We start from the raw sequence: 15,608 nt of genomic DNA, 5'->3' as shown, positions 1-15,608 counted from the left end.
GACAGTCGGAGGACAGCGCCATGAAACTGCCCCGGCAAGCTCTTGGTCAGCAGGAAACGAACGGACTCCACCGAACTCCACCGACAAGGGGGCGCGAGATGAACGCACTGCACAGCACCGGCTCAAGCGCAGTTGTGACGCGTCTCCACGATGTCGGCCGGAGTGCGGAGAAGACCGGCGCGGCGAACGTGACGAACATGCGGGGGTGTGTTCGGGGCGTCGGGCGTCAGCACCCGTCGGCGGCTGCGGAGCAGATGCGCAAGCCGTACATGACGGTGGTTGACGCCACCACGGGGGAGAACACGGGGGACAACGGGCGAGGCGTGTACGGGGAGGTCACGGGGGACCGCACCGACCGGGCGGAGACCGAGGGCGCCGAAGCGGCGTTCACGGCCTACGTCCAGGAGCGGCGGGCCTCCCTGTACGCGACCGCCTACCACCTGACCGGCGACCGGTTCGAGGCCGAGGACCTGCTGCAGAGCGCCCTCTTCTCGACGTACCGGGCGTGGGACAGGATCAGCGACAAGGCGGCGGTCGGCGGCTATCTGCGCCGCACCATGACCAACCTGCACATCAGCGCCTGGCGCCGGCGCAAGCTGAACGAATACCCGACCGAGGAGCTCCCGGAGACGGTGGGCGACACGGACGCGATGCGCGGCACGGAGCTGCGGGCGGTGCTCTGGCAGGCGCTCGCCCGGCTGCCCGAACTCCAGCGCACGATGCTGGTCCTGCGGTACTACGAGGGCCGCACCGACCCGGAGATCGCGTCGATCCTCGACATCAGTGTCGGCACGGTGAAGTCGAGCATCTGGCGGTCCCTCCGCCGGCTGCGCGAGGACGAGGTCCTCAGCTTCGGACGTGACCAGCAGGAGTCCTTCGGCGAGCTGGTGGCCTGAGGCGACGGGGGCCACTGCTTCGGGGGAGGCAGGGGCCGACGGGGGAGAAGCGGGGAACCCACGGGGGACATGTGGGGGACCCACGGGGGAGCAGTGAAAACGGGGTCCGAGGGGGCCCGGGGGAAACACGGGGGAAGGGCCCATCGCTTCGGGGGAGGCGCTGGCCACGGGGGAAACGCAGCGGGGTCGTACGGGCCGGGGGGGTCCTGTACGGCCCCGTTCGCCGTGCGGGCGCGGCGGAAAACGTACTTGTTAGTGTGAGCGGACCACGTCAAGCGTGGGCGTACGAGGGAACTCATGGGGGTCAAGTGAGCAGGCAGGCAGGCGATCAGGCAGCAGGGTCCGCAGAGGGCGGGGCGTCGGCCTCGATGCAGCTGAACGAGGTCCAGGCCGATCCTTTCCCGCCTCCCGTGTACGGCCCCTACGCGCCTGGGCAGGGCCCGAACGGCCCCGTCCAGGGCCCCTTCGCCCCCGGGTACAAGTCGCCCTTCGCACCCGGCGGCGGCCCCTCCCTGGCCTCCACCCCCGCGCAGAAGAAGGCCGCGGCCGACGCCATCCGCACGCGCATCAAGCCGCAGACCAAGACGGCCGGCGACCACACGGACGAGGAGACATCGGCCGCGGTCAAGGCGCTCGGCGCCAAGGACGGCGACGGATGGATCACCTCACGCGCGCTGAAGAACGCGCACAAGACGTGGGGCGACCAGGTGCAGGGCCTGCTGAACCGGCTCGAGGCGGACATCAACGGCCTGAGCGCCGCCCGGGTGAACCTCCAGGGGGCCGATGTGCTGAGCGGGCAGCAGTTCCGCCTGCCCTCCGCCATCGACGGCTACTGACCGTTGCGAAGCGGGAAGAGCCGAATCGGCGCGTTCATCAGGCATACCGGACAACGGGGGTAGGGGCATGCCCACATATCACGAGATCATGACCACGGACCTGGCCGCTCTGACCACCGCGGCGGAGAAGTGGACTGCCATGGCGGGCGAGTTCAACAAGCGTGAGAAGGACTACGAGAAAGAGGTCCAGGGCATCACGCTGCAGCCGACCTGGATCGGCCAGAGCGCGAACGCCGCCAACGCGCAGTTCCGCGTCACGCTCAACGAGTACCGGGCGGCCCAGACCCAGGCCAAGGCGATCGCCTCGCTGCTCCGGGACGCGTACACCCAGTTCACGGGGTTCAAGACCAAGCTCCAGACGACGCGGACCGACGCCCTCAAGGCCGACATGCTGGTCTCGGACTCCGGCCGGGTCACCTTCGACATGTCGAGCCTGAGCGCGGGTTCGAAGAGCGCGTACCACCACGACCCGGACTACCAGAAGTCCGTACGCGACGCGGTCAGTTCGTGGCAGCGGGCGATCGACCGCCTGGTCGCGCAGACGACGGACGCGGACACCGGTGTCGAGATCGCGCTGAAGGCGGTCGTGAAGGACTCCGACCCCTTGGACGGCACGACCAACGGCTTCAACGGCAAGGCTCTCGGCGACATCGAGCAGTACGAGCTGCGCAACACCGAGGAGATCGCGGAGCGTCTGCGCGACGGCAAGAAGGTCTCCGACGCCGACCTCGCCGAGATGGAACGGGCGATGCGGGACCAGGCCGGCGACAAGGCGTGGTCCCAGTCGTTGCTCAACAAGCTGGGCCCCGACGGCCTCGTCAAGCTGAGCGACGTCATGTCCGACCGGGAGCGGGACGGCGGGTCCTCCGCCGACCAGTACACGAAGCTCCTGGGCGGACTGGCCAACACGGTGGCGACAGCCACCGAGGTTCCCGGTTCGATGGCGGACGCGGGGCCCGGCTCCGCGAAGTACCAGGCCTGGCTGAACAGCCCCGACGGCGCGTTCTACAAGAAGTTCACCGAGGGCCTCAAGGAGGCCGGGGCCAAGAACTTCGACTCGAAGACCAACCCGATGTACGGCTACCGCCCGTTCGTCGAGATGATGACGCGCGCCGACGTGCCGTTCGACGACCAGTTCCTCAACCAGCTCGGCCACGACATGATCGCCGCCGAGAAGGACAACCGCACCATATTCGAGCAGTGGGGCGGCAACCACCGGGAGGGCCGGGCCGACGCGCTCGACAGCCTGCTCGGTGTGATGAGCAAGAATCCCGACGCGGCCACCTCCTTCTTCGACCCGAAGCTGGAGAACGGCCAGGCCCACCTCGACTATCTGGTGGGCCAGGGGGACGACGCACGCGAGTGGCCGCAGCAGCACATCGTGGCCGGCCCCAGGGTCATGACCACCGACGACCCGCTCAGCCGCCACGGCCTGGGGCTCGCGCTGGAGGCCGGGACGACGGGGGAGCAGCCCGGTACGCCGCTGGGCAAGCCGGGACCGCACAGCGAGGGCCAGGCCCGGATGATGCAGGGGGTCATCGCGACGCTGGACAAGGGCGCCCAGGGCGACACCGTCCCCGAGGCCCTCAAGGCACCGCTCGGCCGCGCGCTGAACGACTACACGGCGGACACGCACGCCATCCTGGGCGGCTACGCGCCGAACAGCCCGGTCGGCCAGGACGGCCCCACCGGATCCGGCGACGGCGCCTCCATCACGAACAGCAAGGAGAGTCTGCTGCGGGTGATGCGTGGCGTCTCCGACGGTGTGATCGGCGAGAACGACAAGGGCGAGCCGGTACGGGTCTTCGACTCGCTGTACGAGGGCCAGCGGCTCTACGCGGCGGAGTACCTGGAGACCGGCCGCCAGGTGCCCCAGAGCGCCCTGACGGAGAACGTCACCAGCTGGGACGTCAAGTCCCGCCACGTCGGTGAGGCCTTCGGCGGGATGAACGCCATCGGCACGGACATGGTGCTCGACGTCCGGGACGCCGAGGTCGGGAAGATCAACGACCAGGCCCGTTACGCCTACCACGGCTTCGGGGCCCTGGCCAACACGATCCCGCAGGTCGGAGACATCGCCCAACGCGCCGTGGACGCCGCCACGTACGAGTGGTCCAAGGACGTCATCACCGAGAAGGAGAACGTCGCACGCGCCGACGTCAGCAGGGAGACCGCGGGCGGCATCGCCGGCACCAACAACCTCATCGACTCCTGGGCCGAGACCCGGGACGCCAAGGGCAGCGACGCCGCCGAGAACGCCAAGGGCGAGGCGAAGCAGAGTTACATCACCGGCCGTGAGGAAGCGTACTCGGCCCTGCGAACCAGGAAGTGAGCACGTGAGCACAGCAGAGGGCCGTACGCGGCCGGCGTGGAGGGTCTGGGCTGTCGTGGCCGTCCTGGTCGTGGTGGTCGCGGGGCTGCTGCACGCCTGGCGCAACACCAACGTACTGACGGAGGACCGGCTCTGCGGGGGGCTGGTCTCGGCGGAGGAGACGGACGCGGTCCTCCCGGGATCCGGCCGACTGGACGCCGACGGAGCTGGTCTCGACGACGACCTGACGGACACGGTGTGCCGGATCAAGAAGTCGTCCGTCGCGCTCGGCTCCGGGGAGAGCGAGCTGACGGTACGGGTCTGGGAGGAGCAGGGCGACGACCTCGTCGGGGCCGGTCGGTCACCGGCACTGTCGACGACGTCGTTCTTCTCCGGCAAGGTGACCGGCGGGGTCGACACGTACACGGGGTGGGCCCTGCTGCCCGAGAAGTGCTGGGACACCCAGCCGGTGATCGTCAGGGTCAGTACCACCAAGCCGGTTTCCGGCCGAGACGCTTTCGCCGCGCTGGTCACCGACACCGCCCGTGCCGTCGCGGCCGCCGCGAAGTGCGGTGACCTCCCCGAGAAGCCCGGACCGCTCGTGTCGCCCGTCTCCGACGAGGCCCGTCCGGTCTCGGAGGGCCAGGTCTGCCGATTGGACGGCTTCGCCGTACGCGGCCAGGTGCCGACGGGTACCAAGGTGCTCGAAGCAGGCCAGAAGGCCCCCGCCGACCTGTGGTCCTGCAAGCTGACCCTGGATGACCGCTCACGTGAGTCCGTCCGTGCGGACGGATTCATCACCTACACGGCGTCCAAGGACCCCCTGATCGCCGCTGCCGTGCGGAAGGCACCGGGCACGAGCAAGGGCAAGGCGCCGGACGGCCGGGAGGCCGAGTTCGTCAGCCCGCAGGCGATGATTCTGCCCTGTGCCGAAGGCGGACCCCTCTACGTGACATCCGAGTTGGGTCTCCAGTACCTGGAGGCGAGAAAGAGCCACCCGGACCTTCCGAAGCGGGACGCGTACTTCGCCCCCTTCATGAAGGCCGCAGCCAAGACCTTCGACTGCGCGGCCCCCACCGGCTGAGCGCGAACGGGGCGCCCGTCCCTACTCCGGGACCGGCGCCCCCACGCTCGCCCGGCGGCACCGCCCCGCCGCCGCGGCGGCGAACCGCCCCAACGCCTCGTCCTTGCCGCACGGGTACGCCCCCAGCGCCGTCTGGCGGGCCACGATGCGCCGCTCGGCCCGCATCAGCCGCCAGCCGCGCCGCAGCAGGAACGGCACCGACTTGCGGCCCTCGCGCAGATCCCGCACCAGCCGCCGCCGGAACGTCGTGGAGGGGCGGCCGCGCAGGCACAGCGCGTCCGCCAGCAGCCCCAGCTCCTGGCAGCGCCCCGCGATGTCCGCCGCGAAGATGCCCTCGGCCACGAAGAGCGGCGAGCGCCCGATGTGGAAGGTCTCGTGGTCCGTACGGGAGCTGGTGGCGATGTCGTACACCGGAACGTCCGTACGGCCGGACCGGCACAGCTCGGCGATGGCCGCCACCGCCGCGCCCGCGTCCCAGGACCCGGCGGAGTCCCAGTCGATGTCCGTGGAGCCGGGGACCTGGGGCAGCGTCGGGTCACCGGCCTCTTTGTAGAAGTCGTCCAGGCGCAGCACCGGGAGGCCGGTGCGGGCGGCAAGGACGGACTTGCCGGAGCCGGAGGGGCCCGCGAGCAGCACGACGCGGGTCGGGATCGGTTGGGAACTGGAACTCACAGAACAGAAGTGTGAGGCATTGACCCGCGCAGGGGACCACTCGGGCCTCTTGTTGGTATCCAGCATCACACCTCAACTACTCTGCGTGTACAGACCATTACCCGACCAGGCTCGATCAGGTGGAAAACATGGCACGTCATGCACGCAAGCCCGAACGTCGCGCTCTGCTGCGCGCCGGTCTGACCGTGACCGCGCTGGGAGCGGCCCTGGGGGCCGGTGCGGGCTCCGCGCAGGCCGTCTCCCTGCCCCCGGTCGCCGAGATCCCCGAGCAGGGCGTCACGGCCGTCCAGGCGGTCACCGAGAGCGCCGGGCCCGCGGTGACCAGCGCGCTCGGGACCTCACTCGCCAGCAGTGTCGCCCCGATCACCGACCTCCAGCTGCACCCGCTGGCCAACACGGGGGTTGACCCGCTGGACAACGCGGTGGGCACCCAGATCGCCGACTTCCAGCCGGTGACCACCGCGGTGCTCACCGACCCCCTCACCAGCGGCGGCGCGCTGAGCGACCTGCCGGTGGTGGGGCAGGTGACCCGGCTGGTCACGGGCTGACGCCTGCGGCACGCCGGAAGGGGCCGCCCCGTTCACGGGGGCGGCCCCTTCCGGCGTACCAGGGCGGGAACGTCAGTACGACGAGCCCGAGGCCCCCAGCGCACCCGTCGGGTGCCAGACCGTCTTGGTCTCCAGGAAGGCCGTCAGCCGGTGCGTACCCGGCGCGGCCAGCCAGTCGGTGGAGGCGTCCGAGCCGTCCGCCTCGGCGGCGAGCGGCCGCAGGACCCGCTTCAGGTTGTCCGCCGCCGCGATCTCCAGCTCCTTGGCCAGCTCGGCGTCGGCGCCGGTGAGGTCGATCGCGTTGACGTCCTGGTGGGCGGCGAGCGGGGCCGCCAGCTCAGCCGTGGCGCCCGACAGGATGTTGACCACACCGCCGGGAACGTCGGAGGTGGCCAGCACCTCGCCCAGCGAGAGCGCGGGCAGGGGGGCGTCGGCGGAGGCGATGACGACCGCCGTGTTGCCGGTCGCGATCACCGGGGCGATCACCGAGACCAGCCCGAGGAACGACGACTTCTGCGGTGCGAGCACGGTGACGACACCGGTCGGCTCGGGGGTGGAGAGGTTGAAGAACGGGCCCGCCACCGGGTTGGCCCCGCCGGAGATCTGCCCGATCTTGTCGGTCCAGCCCGCGTACCAGACCCAGCGGTCGATCGCCGCGTCGACCACGGCCGCCGCCTTGGACTTCGACAGCCCCTCGGACGCGGCGACCTCGCGGACGAACTGCTCCTTGCGGCCCTCCAGCATCTCGGCGACGCGGTAGAGGACCTGGCCGCGGTTGTACGCGGTCGCGCCCGACCAGCCGCCGAACGCCTTGCGCGCGGCCACGACCGCGTCACGTGCGTCCTTGCGGGAGGACCGCGGCGCGTTGGCGAGCCACTGGCCCCTGGAGTCCGTCACCTCGTACACCCGGCCGCTCTCGGAGCGGGGGAACTTGCCCCCGACGTACAGCTTGTAGGTCTTGAAGACGCCAAGACGGTTCTGTTCAGACATCGAGGTACGCCTCCAGGCCGTGGCGGCCGCCCTCGCGGCCGTAGCCCGACTCCTTGTAGCCGCCGAAGGGCGACGTCGGGTCGAACTTGTTGAACGTGTTGGCCCAGACGACGCCCGCGCGGAGCTTGTTCGCCACCGCGAGGATCCGGGAGCCCTTCTCCGTCCAGATGCCGGCGGAGAGGCCGTACTGGCTGTTGTTGGCCTTGGCGACCGCCTCGTCCGGGGTACGGAACGAGAGGACGGAGAGCACGGGGCCGAAGATCTCGTCACGGGCGACCGTGTGGGCCTGGGTGACGTTGGTGAAGAGGGTCGGGGCGAACCAGTACCCCGACGACGGCAGTTCGCAGGGGGCGCTCCAGCGCTCCGCGCCCTCCGCCTCGCCGGTCTCCACCAGGGCGGTGATCCGGGAGAGCTGCTCGGCGGAGTTGATCGCGCCGATGTCGGTGTTCTTGTCCAGCGGGTCGCCCAGCCGCAGCGTGGAGAGCCTGCGCTTCAGCGCGTCCAGCACCTCGTCCTGGACCGACTCCTGGACCAGCAGCCGGGACCCCGCGCAGCAGACCTGGCCCTGGTTGAAGAAGATCCCGGTGACGATGCCCTCGACGGCCTGGTCGATGGGGGCGTCGTCGAAGACGATGTTGGCGCCCTTGCCGCCCAGCTCCAGCGTGACCTTCTTGTCCGTGCCCGCGACGGAGCGCGCGATGGCCTTGCCGACGGCGGTCGAGCCGGTGAAGGCGACCTTGTTGACGTCCGGGTGCGTGACGAGGGCCTCGCCCGCGTCCCCGTAACCCGTCAGGATGTTGACGACACCCTTCGGCAGCCCCGCCTGGCGGCAGATGTCCGCGAAGAACAGCGCGGAGAGCGGGGTCGTCTCGGCGGGCTTCAGCACCACCGTGTTGCCCGTGGCGAGCGCCGGGGCGATCTTCCACGCGAGCATCAGCAGCGGGAAGTTCCACGGGATGACCTGGCCCGCCACACCCAGCGGCCGGGGGTTCGCCCCGTACCCCGCGTGGTCCAGCTTGTCGGCCCAGCCCGCGTAGTAGAAGAAGTGCGCCGCGACCAGCGGGAGGTCCGCGTCGCGGGTCTCCTTGATCGGCTTGCCGTTGTCGAGGGTCTCCAGGACGGCCAGCTCACGGCTGCGCTCCTGGATGATCCGCGCGATCCGGAACAGGTACTTGGCGCGCTCGGAGCCGGGCAGCGCCGACCACTTCTCGAACGCCTTGCGTGCCGCCTTCACGGCCCGGTCCACGTCCGCAGCGCCTGCCTGTGCGACCTCGGAGAGCACCTCCTCGGTGCTCGGCGAGACGGTCTTGAAGACCTTGCCGTCGGCGGCCTCGGTGAACTCGCCGTCGATGAACAGCCCGTACGAGGGGGCGATGTCGACGACGGAGCGGGACTCCGGCGCCGGTGCGTACTCGAATGCAGATGCCATGGCGTATCAGTCCACCGTCACGTAATCGGGGCCGGAGTAACGGCCGGTGCTGAGCTTCTGGCGCTGCATCAGCAGGTCGTTGAGGAGGCTGGAGGCGCCGAACCGGAACCAGTGGTTGTCCAGCCAGTCCTCGCCCGCCGTCTCGTTCACCAGCACCAGGAACTTGACCGCGTCCTTGGTGGTGCGGATGCCGCCGGCCGGCTTCACACCGATCTGTACGCCGGTCTGCGCCCGGAAGTCGCGCACGGCCTCCAGCATCAGCAGGGTGTTGGCGGGGGTGGCGTTGGTGGCCACCTTGCCGGTCGAGGTCTTGATGAAGTCCGCGCCGGCCAGCATCCCGAGCCAGGAGGCCCGGCGGATGTTGTCGTACGTGGACAGCTCACCGGTCTCGAAGATCACCTTGAGGCGGGCGGTGCCGCACTCGGCCTTCACGGCGAGGATCTCCTCGTAGACCTTCATGAACCGGCCGGAGAGGAAGGCCCCCCGGTCGATCACCATGTCGATCTCGTCGGCCCCCGCGGCCACGGCGTCGCGGACGTCCGCGAGCTTGATGTCCAGCGCGGCGCGGCCGGCCGGGAAGGCGGTCGCCACGGACGCCACCTTCACACCGGAACCGGCGAGCGCGGCGGCGGCGGTGGCCGCCATGTCGGGGTAGACGCAGACCGCGGCGGTACGCGGGGTCGCGCGGTCGGTCGGGTCGGGGTGGACGGCCTTGGCGGCGAGAGCCCGGACCTTGCCCGGGGTGTCCGCGCCTTCCAGCGTCGTCAGGTCGATCATCGAGATGGCGAGATCGATGGCGTACGCCTTGGCCGTCGTCTTGATCGAACGGGTTCCGAGGGAGGCGGCGCGCGCTTCGAGGCCGACGGCGTCGACGCCGGGCAGCCCGAACAGGAAGCGGCGCAGCGCACTGTCGGACGCCGTCGCGTCGGAAAATGCGGGAGCAGAGGTGGGCATGGTCACCAGGGGAGCATATCTACGCGCGTAGCGACCTGTACAGGGGGAGCGCCCAACCGTGCGCACCGCCACACATTCCGCCACTTCTTCTCCGGAGCGGGACCGCCCGGCCCGATGGCCGGAGGCCCGTCCTCCGGGTCCGTCAGGCAGAATCGGCCCCATGACGAGCCCCACACCCCCCGCAGAGCCGCAGTTCGCCGACCGGACCTACCGCTCGACAGCCGCGCTGGTCTGCGGGGTGCTGCTCCTGGCGCTGATCGCCGTGATGGCCGGGGACGCCCTGATCCAGGGCGAGGGACAGGCGCCGTGGCTGGCCCTGGCCGCCCTGCTCACCGCGGTGCCGCTGATCGTGGCGTTCACCCTGCGGCCCGCAGTCTTCGTGAACGACGAGCGGATCCGCATCCGTAACCCGTTCCGGACGATCCTGCTGCCGTGGACCGAGGTCGCCGACGTCCGGGCCGGCTACTCCTCCGAGCTGATCGCCGCCGGCGGCACCAGGTACCAGCTCTGGGCGGTGCCCGTCTCGCTGCGCGACCGCAAGCGCGCCTCGCGCGCGGCGGGCCGTGCGCCGCACAAGGACGCCTACGGCCGGTTCTCGCCCGGCGCGGCCGCCGACGCCCACCGGCACACCGTCCCGCCCGTCGCGGCCGCCGACCAGACGATCGTGGAGCTGCGGGGGCTCGCCGAGAAGGCGGGCGACCCGGCCGGTGGGACCACCACGGGCTCGGTGCGCTGGGCGTACGAGGTGATCGCCCCGGCCGTCGCGGGGATCGTCCTGTTCGTGGTGCTGGCGGCGATCGGCTGAGAGCGGCCCGCACATCGCGCGTGCGGCGATCTGCTGGAGCTCGCACGCCTCGTACACACACGAAGGACCGGCCCCCCCCAGGAACGGGAGCCGGTCCTTCGTGTGTGTGCGTACGCCTCAGATCCCGGCGGCTGCCGCCAGGTCCCGCTTGATCCCGGCGAGCAGCTCCGCGCCACGTGCCCGCGCGGCGGGCAGCCCGGCTGCGTCCGCGACCGGGACCACGACCTCCAGGTAGCACTTCAGCTTCGGCTCGGTGCCGCTCGGGCGGACGATCACCCGGGCGCCCTCCAGGTGGTAGCGCAGCCCGTCGGTGGGCGGCAGCTTGTCCGTGCCCTGCGACAGGTCCTCGGCCGAGGTGACGGCGAGGCCGGCCAGCGCGGCCGGCGGCTGCTCGCGGAGCCGGGCCATGGCGTCCGCGATGACCGACAGGTCCTCCACCCGCACCGAGAGCTGGTCGGTGGCGTGCAGGCCGTGGGTGAGCGCCAGGTCGTCCAACAGGTCCAGCAGCGTACGGCCCTGCTCCTTGAGTACGGAGGCGAGCTCGGCGACGAGCAGGGCGGCGGTGATGCCGTCCTTGTCGCGGACGCCCTCGGGGTCGACGCAGTAGCCGAGGGCCTCCTCGTAGCCGTACCGCAGTCCGTCCACCCGGGCGATCCACTTGAAGCCCGTCAGCGTCTCCTCGTAGCCGAGGCCCGCCTTCTCCGCGATCCGGCCGAGCAGCGACGACGACACGATCGACTCGGCGAACACGCCGGAGGCGCCCCGCTCCACCAGGTGCGCGGCGAGCAGTGCGCCGACCTCGTCGCCGCGCAGCATCCGCCAGCCGACCTCGGTGGCGGTGTCGGGCACGGCGACGGCGCAGCGGTCCGCGTCGGGGTCGTTGGCGATGATCAGGTCCGGTGCCGACCGGCGCGCGGTGGCGAAGGCGAGATCCATCGCGCCGGGCTCCTCCGGATTGGGGAAGGCCACGGTGGGGAAGTCGGGGTCCGGCTCGGCCTGCTCGGTGACGAGCACCGGCGCGGGGAACCCGGCCCGGTCGAACGCGGCGGTCAGCACGGAGGTGCCTACGCCGTGCATCGCGGTGTAGACGGTGCGTGCCGTACGGGGGCTCCCGGCGGTCAGGACCGCGTCCGTACGGGCGAGGTAGGCGTCCAGGACCTCCTCGCCGAGGGTCTGCCAGCCGTCCTCCGGGCGGGCCACGCCGTCCAGGGGGCCGACCGCCGCGATGGCGGCCGCGATCTCGCCGTCGGCCGGGGGCACGATCTGCGAGCCGTCGCCGAGATAGACCTTGTAGCCGTTGTCGCGCGGCGGGTTGTGGCTGGCGGTGACCTCGACGCCGGCTACGGCCCCCAGGTGCCTTATGGCGTACGCCAGTACGGGGGTGGGGAGCGGGCGCGGGAGTACGGCGGCGCGCAGTCCGGCGCCGAGCATGACCGCTGCTGTGTCGCGCGCGAAGTCGGCGGACTTGTAGCGGGCGTCGTAGCCGATGACGACGAGCCCGCCCTCCTCGCCCTGCGCCTTGAGGTAGGCGGCGAGGCCCGCCGCCGCCCGGATCACCACGGACCGGTTCATCCGCATGGGCCCGGCCCCCAGCTCGCCGCGCAGTCCGGCGGTGCCGAACTGGAGCGTGCCCGCGAAACGGGCGGCGAGCTCCTGGGTGTCGCCCGCCTCGATGAGTGCGGCCAGCTCGTCGCGCGTCTCGGGGTCGGGGTCCTCGGCCAGCCAGGTCCTGGCCTGCGCGATGAGGTCGTGCTGCACGGGGTCCGCCTTTCGGGGTGTGCGGGTGGTGGGGTGGGCGGGTGTTCGGGCGGGATGGTGGTGCGGGGCGTCCGGCGGGGCGGGGGGTGGGGTGGGGTGGGGTGGGGTGGGCGCTGCGCGGGCTGTTCCCCGCCCCGCCCCTTCCCGAAACCGGGGCTCCGCCCCGGACCCCGGTCCTCGAACGCCGGACGGGCCGGAAGGGAAGCCGGACGGGCTCTGAGCGGCCCGGGTGCCCTAGATGCGGTCCAGCACCTGGGCCAGCAGTGCGCCCATCCGCGTCGCCGAGTCGCGGCCCGCCTGGAGGACTTCCTCGTGGTTCAGGGGCTCGCCGGAGAGGCCCGCGGCCAGGTTGGTGACCAGGGAGAGGCCGAGCACCTCGGCGCCCGCCTCGCGGGCCGCGATGGCCTCCAGGACCGTGGACATGCCCACCAGGTCGCCGCCCATGACCCGGACCATGTTGATCTCGGCCGGGGTCTCGTAGTGCGGACCGGGGAACTGGACGTACACGCCCTCTTCGAGCGTGTCGTCGATCTCCTTGCACAGCGCGCGCAGGCGCGGCGAGTACAGGTCGGTCAGGTCGACGAAGTTGGCGCCGACGATCGGGGAGGTCGCCGTGAGGTTGATGTGGTCGCTGATCAGCACCGGCTGCCCCGGGCGCATGCCCTCGCGCAGACCGCCGCAGCCGTTGGTCAGGACGACCGTCCTGCAGCCCGCGGCCACCGCCGTACGGACTCCGTGGGCGACGGCGGCGACGCCGCGGCCCTCGTAGTAGTGAGTGCGGCCGAGGAAGACCAGCGCGCGCTTGCCACCGATCTTGTACGAGCGGATGGTGCCGCCGTGGCCCTCGACCGCGGGCGCCGGGAAGCCGGGGAGCTCGGTGACGGGGAACTCGGCCTCCGGGGCGCCGAGTGCTTCGCCCGCGGGTGCCCAGCCGGAGCCCATGACCAGGGCGACGTCGTGGGTCTCGGCGCCGGTCAGCTCGCGCAGGCGGGCGGCGGCCCCGGCAGCGGCTGCGTACGGGTCGCCCTGGATGTTGTCCGGAATAACTGATGCGTTCACGCGGAAGAGCGTAACCGCTGAATGCCTACGCGCGTAGATGACCTTGCGCAAAGAGTCGGCCGGTGGCTTTGTGGCTTCGCACGAAGAGGCCCCGGGAGCCCCGCTCAGCAGGGGCGCTTGCGCAGGCCCATCACATAGTCGTGCGGGGCGCCCGCGGACTCGGCCGCGTCCGCGATCTCGCCCAGGTAGCGCGCCGAGGGCAGCCCGCCCTCGTACCCGTTCAGCACATACATCCAGGCCGGCTCCTCGCCGTCCAGGGTGTGCACACGGACGCGCATGCGCCGGTAGATGTCGAGCCCGACGCCCTCCCAGCGGTCCATGGAGTCCTCGTCCATCGGTGCCAGGTCGTACAGCGCGACGAAGACCTGGGAGCGCGGCGCCTCCACCACGGTGGCCAGCGCTCCCTCCCAGCCCATCTGCTCCCCGCCGAAGGTCAGCCGCCAGCCGTTGAGCCAGCCGGTGCTGCGCATCGGGGAATGTGGGGCGCGGCGGGTCATGAGCCGCGCGTCGAGGTTGCCGGCGTACGCGGCGTAGAGCGACATGGGACCGAGGGTACGGGAGGTGGTCGCGGGAGTGCCGGTTCCTGTGACGAAGGCCCCGGTCGGGGGAGTTCCGGGAGCGGCCCCGGCGGGCTGCGCGGGCGGCCCGTTCCCGTATGGAGGGCCCCGGGGCGAATGTGCTTGGCGCGTGCGGGACAATGGAGTACGTACTGCATTCCCCCGGGGCGATCCCCCGGACCCCCGGCCGGGGCGGCAGACGGCCGTGGGATGACACCACGCGAGGCGGACTTTTCGTGACCCGGATCGTGATCATCGGCGGCGGCCCCGGCGGCTACGAGGCGGCTCTTGTGGGCGCCCAGCTCGGCGCGGAGGTGACCGTCGTCGACTGCGACGGCCTCGGCGGAGCCTCGGTACTCACCGACTGCGTGCCATCGAAGACCCTGATCGCGACGGCCGAGGTGATGACGACCTTCGACTCCTCGTACGAGGAGCTGGGGATCATCGTCGCCGACGACACGCCGCACAAGGAGCACGCCGCCCGGGTGGTCGGCGTCGACCTCGGGAAGGTCAACCGACGGGTGAAGCGCCTGGCGCTCGCCCAGTCCCACGACATCACCGCCTCCGTCACCCGGGCCGGCGCCCGCGTGATGCGCGGCCGCGGCCGGCTCGACGGGCTCCAGGCGGCCGACGGCTCCCGCCAGGTCGTCGTCACCGCCGCCGACGGCACCGAGGAGCGGCTCAGCGCCGACGCGGTGCTGATAGCGACCGGCGGCCACCCCCGCGAGATCCCGGACGCGCAGCCCGACGGCGAGCGCATCCTGAACTGGACCCAGGTCTACGACCTCGACGAGCTCCCCGAGGAGCTCATCGTGGTCGGCTCGGGCGTCACCGGTGCCGAGTTCGCCGGGGCCTACCAGGCGCTCGGCTCCCGCGTCACCCTCGTCTCCTCCCGCGACCGGGTGCTGCCGGGCGAGGACCCGGACGCCGCCGCCGTGCTGGAGGACGTGTTCCGGCGGCGCGGTATGAACGTCATGGCCCGCTCCCGTGCCGAGTCCGCCAAGCGGGTCGGCGACCGGGTCGAGGTGACGCTGGCCGACGGCCGGGTCATCACCGGCTCGCACTGCCTGATGGCGGTCGGCGCGATCCCCAACACCGCGGGCATGGGCCTGGAGGAGGCCGGCGTACGGCTGAAGGACTCCGGCCACATCCTGACCGACCGGGTCTCGCGCACCAGCGCCCCCGGCGTCTACGCGGCCGGTGACGTCACCGGGATCTTCGCGCTGGCCTCGGTCGCCGCGATGCAGGGCCGGATCGCGATGTACCACTTCCTCGGCGACGCGGTGGCCCCGCTGAACCTCAAGGCGGTCTCGGCCAACGTCTTCACCGACCCGGAGATCGCCACCGTCGGCTACAGCCAGGCCGACGTCGACGCGGGCAAGATCGAGGCCCGGGTGGTGAAGCTGCCGCTGCTGCGCAACCCGCGCGCCAAGATGCAGGGCATCCGCGACGGCTTCGTCAAGATCTTCTGCCGTCCCGGTACGGGGATCGTCGTCGGCGGCTGTGTCGTCGCACCGCGCGCCAGCGAGCTGATCCACCCGATCTCCCTCGCGGTCGACAACAACCTGACCGTGGAACAGATCGCAAACGCATTCACCGTGTACCCGTCCCTGTCCGGATCGATCGCAGAAGTGGCCCGGCAGCTGCACACCCGCAAGCTCATGGACGAGGGCTGACAGCAGGTCAGGGACCGGGCGAAGCCCTTGGGT

The 15,608-nt window shown here is 71.4% G+C and carries 14 protein-coding genes; 7 read left to right on the top strand and 7 right to left on the bottom strand.

Annotated elements, in window-relative coordinates; all coding sequences use genetic code 11:
* Nucleotides 1-98 precede the first annotated feature (98 nt).
* From ACK8N7_RS12655 to ACK8N7_RS12640, 4 genes are all read left to right on the top strand, one after another.
* Nucleotides 99-896 carry a SigE family RNA polymerase sigma factor gene (locus tag ACK8N7_RS12655; protein ID WP_500442319.1) on the top strand — a complete coding sequence of 266 codons (798 nt, stop codon included), beginning with the start codon at nucleotides 99-101 and terminating at the stop codon, nucleotides 894-896.
* A gap of 368 nt (nucleotides 897-1,264) precedes the next feature.
* Nucleotides 1,265-1,732: a hypothetical protein gene (locus ACK8N7_RS12650; protein ID WP_500445735.1), complete on the top strand. Its 468-nt coding sequence runs from the start codon at nucleotides 1,265-1,267 to the stop codon at nucleotides 1,730-1,732.
* Between the two features lie 67 nt (nucleotides 1,733-1,799).
* On the top strand, nucleotides 1,800-4,064 hold the full coding sequence (locus ACK8N7_RS12645; RefSeq protein ID WP_500442317.1) for a hypothetical protein: 2,265 nt from the start codon (nucleotides 1,800-1,802) through the stop codon (nucleotides 4,062-4,064).
* A gap of 4 nt (nucleotides 4,065-4,068) precedes the next feature.
* Nucleotides 4,069-5,127: a hypothetical protein gene (locus tag ACK8N7_RS12640; protein ID WP_500442315.1), complete on the top strand. Its 1,059-nt coding sequence runs from the start codon at nucleotides 4,069-4,071 to the stop codon at nucleotides 5,125-5,127.
* 21 nt (nucleotides 5,128-5,148) lie between these two features.
* Here ACK8N7_RS12640 and ACK8N7_RS12635 read toward each other — a convergent pair whose 3' ends face one another.
* Entirely contained in the window at nucleotides 5,149-5,865 is a 717-nt protein-coding gene (locus ACK8N7_RS12635; protein WP_500442314.1) for a uridine kinase family protein, read from the bottom strand.
* 62 nt (nucleotides 5,866-5,927) lie between these two features.
* Here ACK8N7_RS12635 and ACK8N7_RS12630 point away from each other — a divergent pair, with 62 nt between their 5' ends.
* Entirely contained in the window at nucleotides 5,928-6,347 is a 420-nt protein-coding gene (locus ACK8N7_RS12630) for a hypothetical protein (protein ID WP_411117395.1), read from the top strand.
* A gap of 72 nt (nucleotides 6,348-6,419) precedes the next feature.
* Here the strand turns inward: ACK8N7_RS12630 and ACK8N7_RS12625 are convergent, their stop codons facing one another.
* The 3 genes from ACK8N7_RS12625 to deoC are packed head-to-tail and all read right to left on the bottom strand — an operon-like array spanning nucleotide 6,420 to nucleotide 9,720.
* Entirely contained in the window at nucleotides 6,420-7,337 is a 918-nt protein-coding gene (locus tag ACK8N7_RS12625; protein WP_500442313.1) for an aldehyde dehydrogenase family protein, read from the bottom strand.
* A complete protein-coding gene (locus ACK8N7_RS12620) occupies nucleotides 7,330-8,766 on the bottom strand; it encodes an aldehyde dehydrogenase family protein (RefSeq protein ID WP_433402425.1) in 1,437 nt (478 codons plus the stop codon). Before ACK8N7_RS12620 ends, ACK8N7_RS12625 begins: the two co-directional genes overlap by 8 nt.
* 6 nt (nucleotides 8,767-8,772) lie before the next feature.
* Nucleotides 8,773-9,720, bottom strand: coding sequence for a deoxyribose-phosphate aldolase (gene deoC, locus ACK8N7_RS12615; RefSeq protein ID WP_500445734.1), 948 nt, complete (start codon nucleotides 9,718-9,720; stop codon nucleotides 8,773-8,775).
* 160 nt (nucleotides 9,721-9,880) lie between these two features.
* On the opposite strand from deoC, the gene ACK8N7_RS12610 reads away from it, so the two are divergent.
* Entirely contained in the window at nucleotides 9,881-10,525 is a 645-nt protein-coding gene (locus ACK8N7_RS12610) for a PH domain-containing protein (RefSeq protein WP_500442310.1), read from the top strand.
* A gap of 117 nt (nucleotides 10,526-10,642) precedes the next feature.
* Here the strand turns inward: ACK8N7_RS12610 and ACK8N7_RS12605 are convergent, their stop codons facing one another.
* From ACK8N7_RS12605 to ACK8N7_RS12595, 3 genes are all read right to left on the bottom strand, one after another.
* Nucleotides 10,643-12,283 carry a phospho-sugar mutase gene (locus ACK8N7_RS12605; RefSeq protein ID WP_500442308.1) on the bottom strand — a complete coding sequence of 547 codons (1,641 nt, stop codon included), beginning with the start codon at nucleotides 12,281-12,283 and terminating at the stop codon, nucleotides 10,643-10,645.
* Nucleotides 12,284-12,517: 234 nt separating this feature from the next.
* Nucleotides 12,518-13,342 carry a purine-nucleoside phosphorylase gene (locus tag ACK8N7_RS12600; protein ID WP_500442306.1) on the bottom strand — a complete coding sequence of 275 codons (825 nt, stop codon included), beginning with the start codon at nucleotides 13,340-13,342 and terminating at the stop codon, nucleotides 12,518-12,520.
* A 104-nt stretch (nucleotides 13,343-13,446) separates the two neighbouring features.
* Complete coding sequence (locus tag ACK8N7_RS12595; RefSeq protein WP_015610940.1) at nucleotides 13,447-13,884, bottom strand: gamma-glutamylcyclotransferase family protein; 438 nt, start codon at nucleotides 13,882-13,884, stop codon at nucleotides 13,447-13,449.
* Between the two features lie 251 nt (nucleotides 13,885-14,135).
* Between ACK8N7_RS12595 and ACK8N7_RS12590 the strand changes: the two genes are divergently transcribed.
* Nucleotides 14,136-15,575 (top strand): NAD(P)H-quinone dehydrogenase, encoded by a 1,440-nt coding sequence (locus ACK8N7_RS12590; protein ID WP_015610941.1) that lies wholly within the window; start codon nucleotides 14,136-14,138, stop codon nucleotides 15,573-15,575.
* Nucleotides 15,576-15,608 lie beyond the last annotated feature (33 nt).

The sequence above is a fragment of the Streptomyces griseobrunneus genome, from assembly GCF_046713465.1.
In the GTDB taxonomy this organism is placed as follows: Bacteria; Actinomycetota; Actinomycetes; order Streptomycetales; family Streptomycetaceae; genus Streptomyces; species Streptomyces microflavus.
Note: the sequence above shows the minus strand (reverse complement) of the source record. Positions and strands in the feature narration are given on the sequence as shown.

Excerpts from the sequence above, each read along its gene's own strand:
- ACK8N7_RS12655 (WP_500442319.1), top strand. The coding sequence starts at position 99 with ATGAACGCACTGCACAGCACCGGCTCAAGCGCAGTTGTGACGCGTCTC.
- ACK8N7_RS12650 (WP_500445735.1), top strand. The coding sequence starts at position 1,265 with ATGCAGCTGAACGAGGTCCAGGCCGATCCTTTCCCGCCTCCCGTGTAC.
- ACK8N7_RS12645 (WP_500442317.1), top strand. The coding sequence starts at position 1,800 with ATGCCCACATATCACGAGATCATGACCACGGACCTGGCCGCTCTGACC.
- ACK8N7_RS12635 (WP_500442314.1), bottom strand. The coding sequence starts at position 5,865 with ATGCTGGATACCAACAAGAGGCCCGAGTGGTCCCCTGCGCGGGTCAAT.
- ACK8N7_RS12630 (WP_411117395.1), top strand. The coding sequence starts at position 5,928 with ATGGCACGTCATGCACGCAAGCCCGAACGTCGCGCTCTGCTGCGCGCC.
- ACK8N7_RS12625 (WP_500442313.1), bottom strand. The coding sequence starts at position 7,337 with ATGTCTGAACAGAACCGTCTTGGCGTCTTCAAGACCTACAAGCTGTAC.
- ACK8N7_RS12620 (WP_433402425.1), bottom strand. The coding sequence starts at position 8,766 with ATGGCATCTGCATTCGAGTACGCACCGGCGCCGGAGTCCCGCTCCGTC.
- deoC (WP_500445734.1), bottom strand. The coding sequence starts at position 9,720 with ATGCCCACCTCTGCTCCCGCATTTTCCGACGCGACGGCGTCCGACAGT.
- ACK8N7_RS12610 (WP_500442310.1), top strand. The coding sequence starts at position 9,881 with ATGACGAGCCCCACACCCCCCGCAGAGCCGCAGTTCGCCGACCGGACC.
- ACK8N7_RS12595 (WP_015610940.1), bottom strand. The coding sequence starts at position 13,884 with ATGTCGCTCTACGCCGCGTACGCCGGCAACCTCGACGCGCGGCTCATG.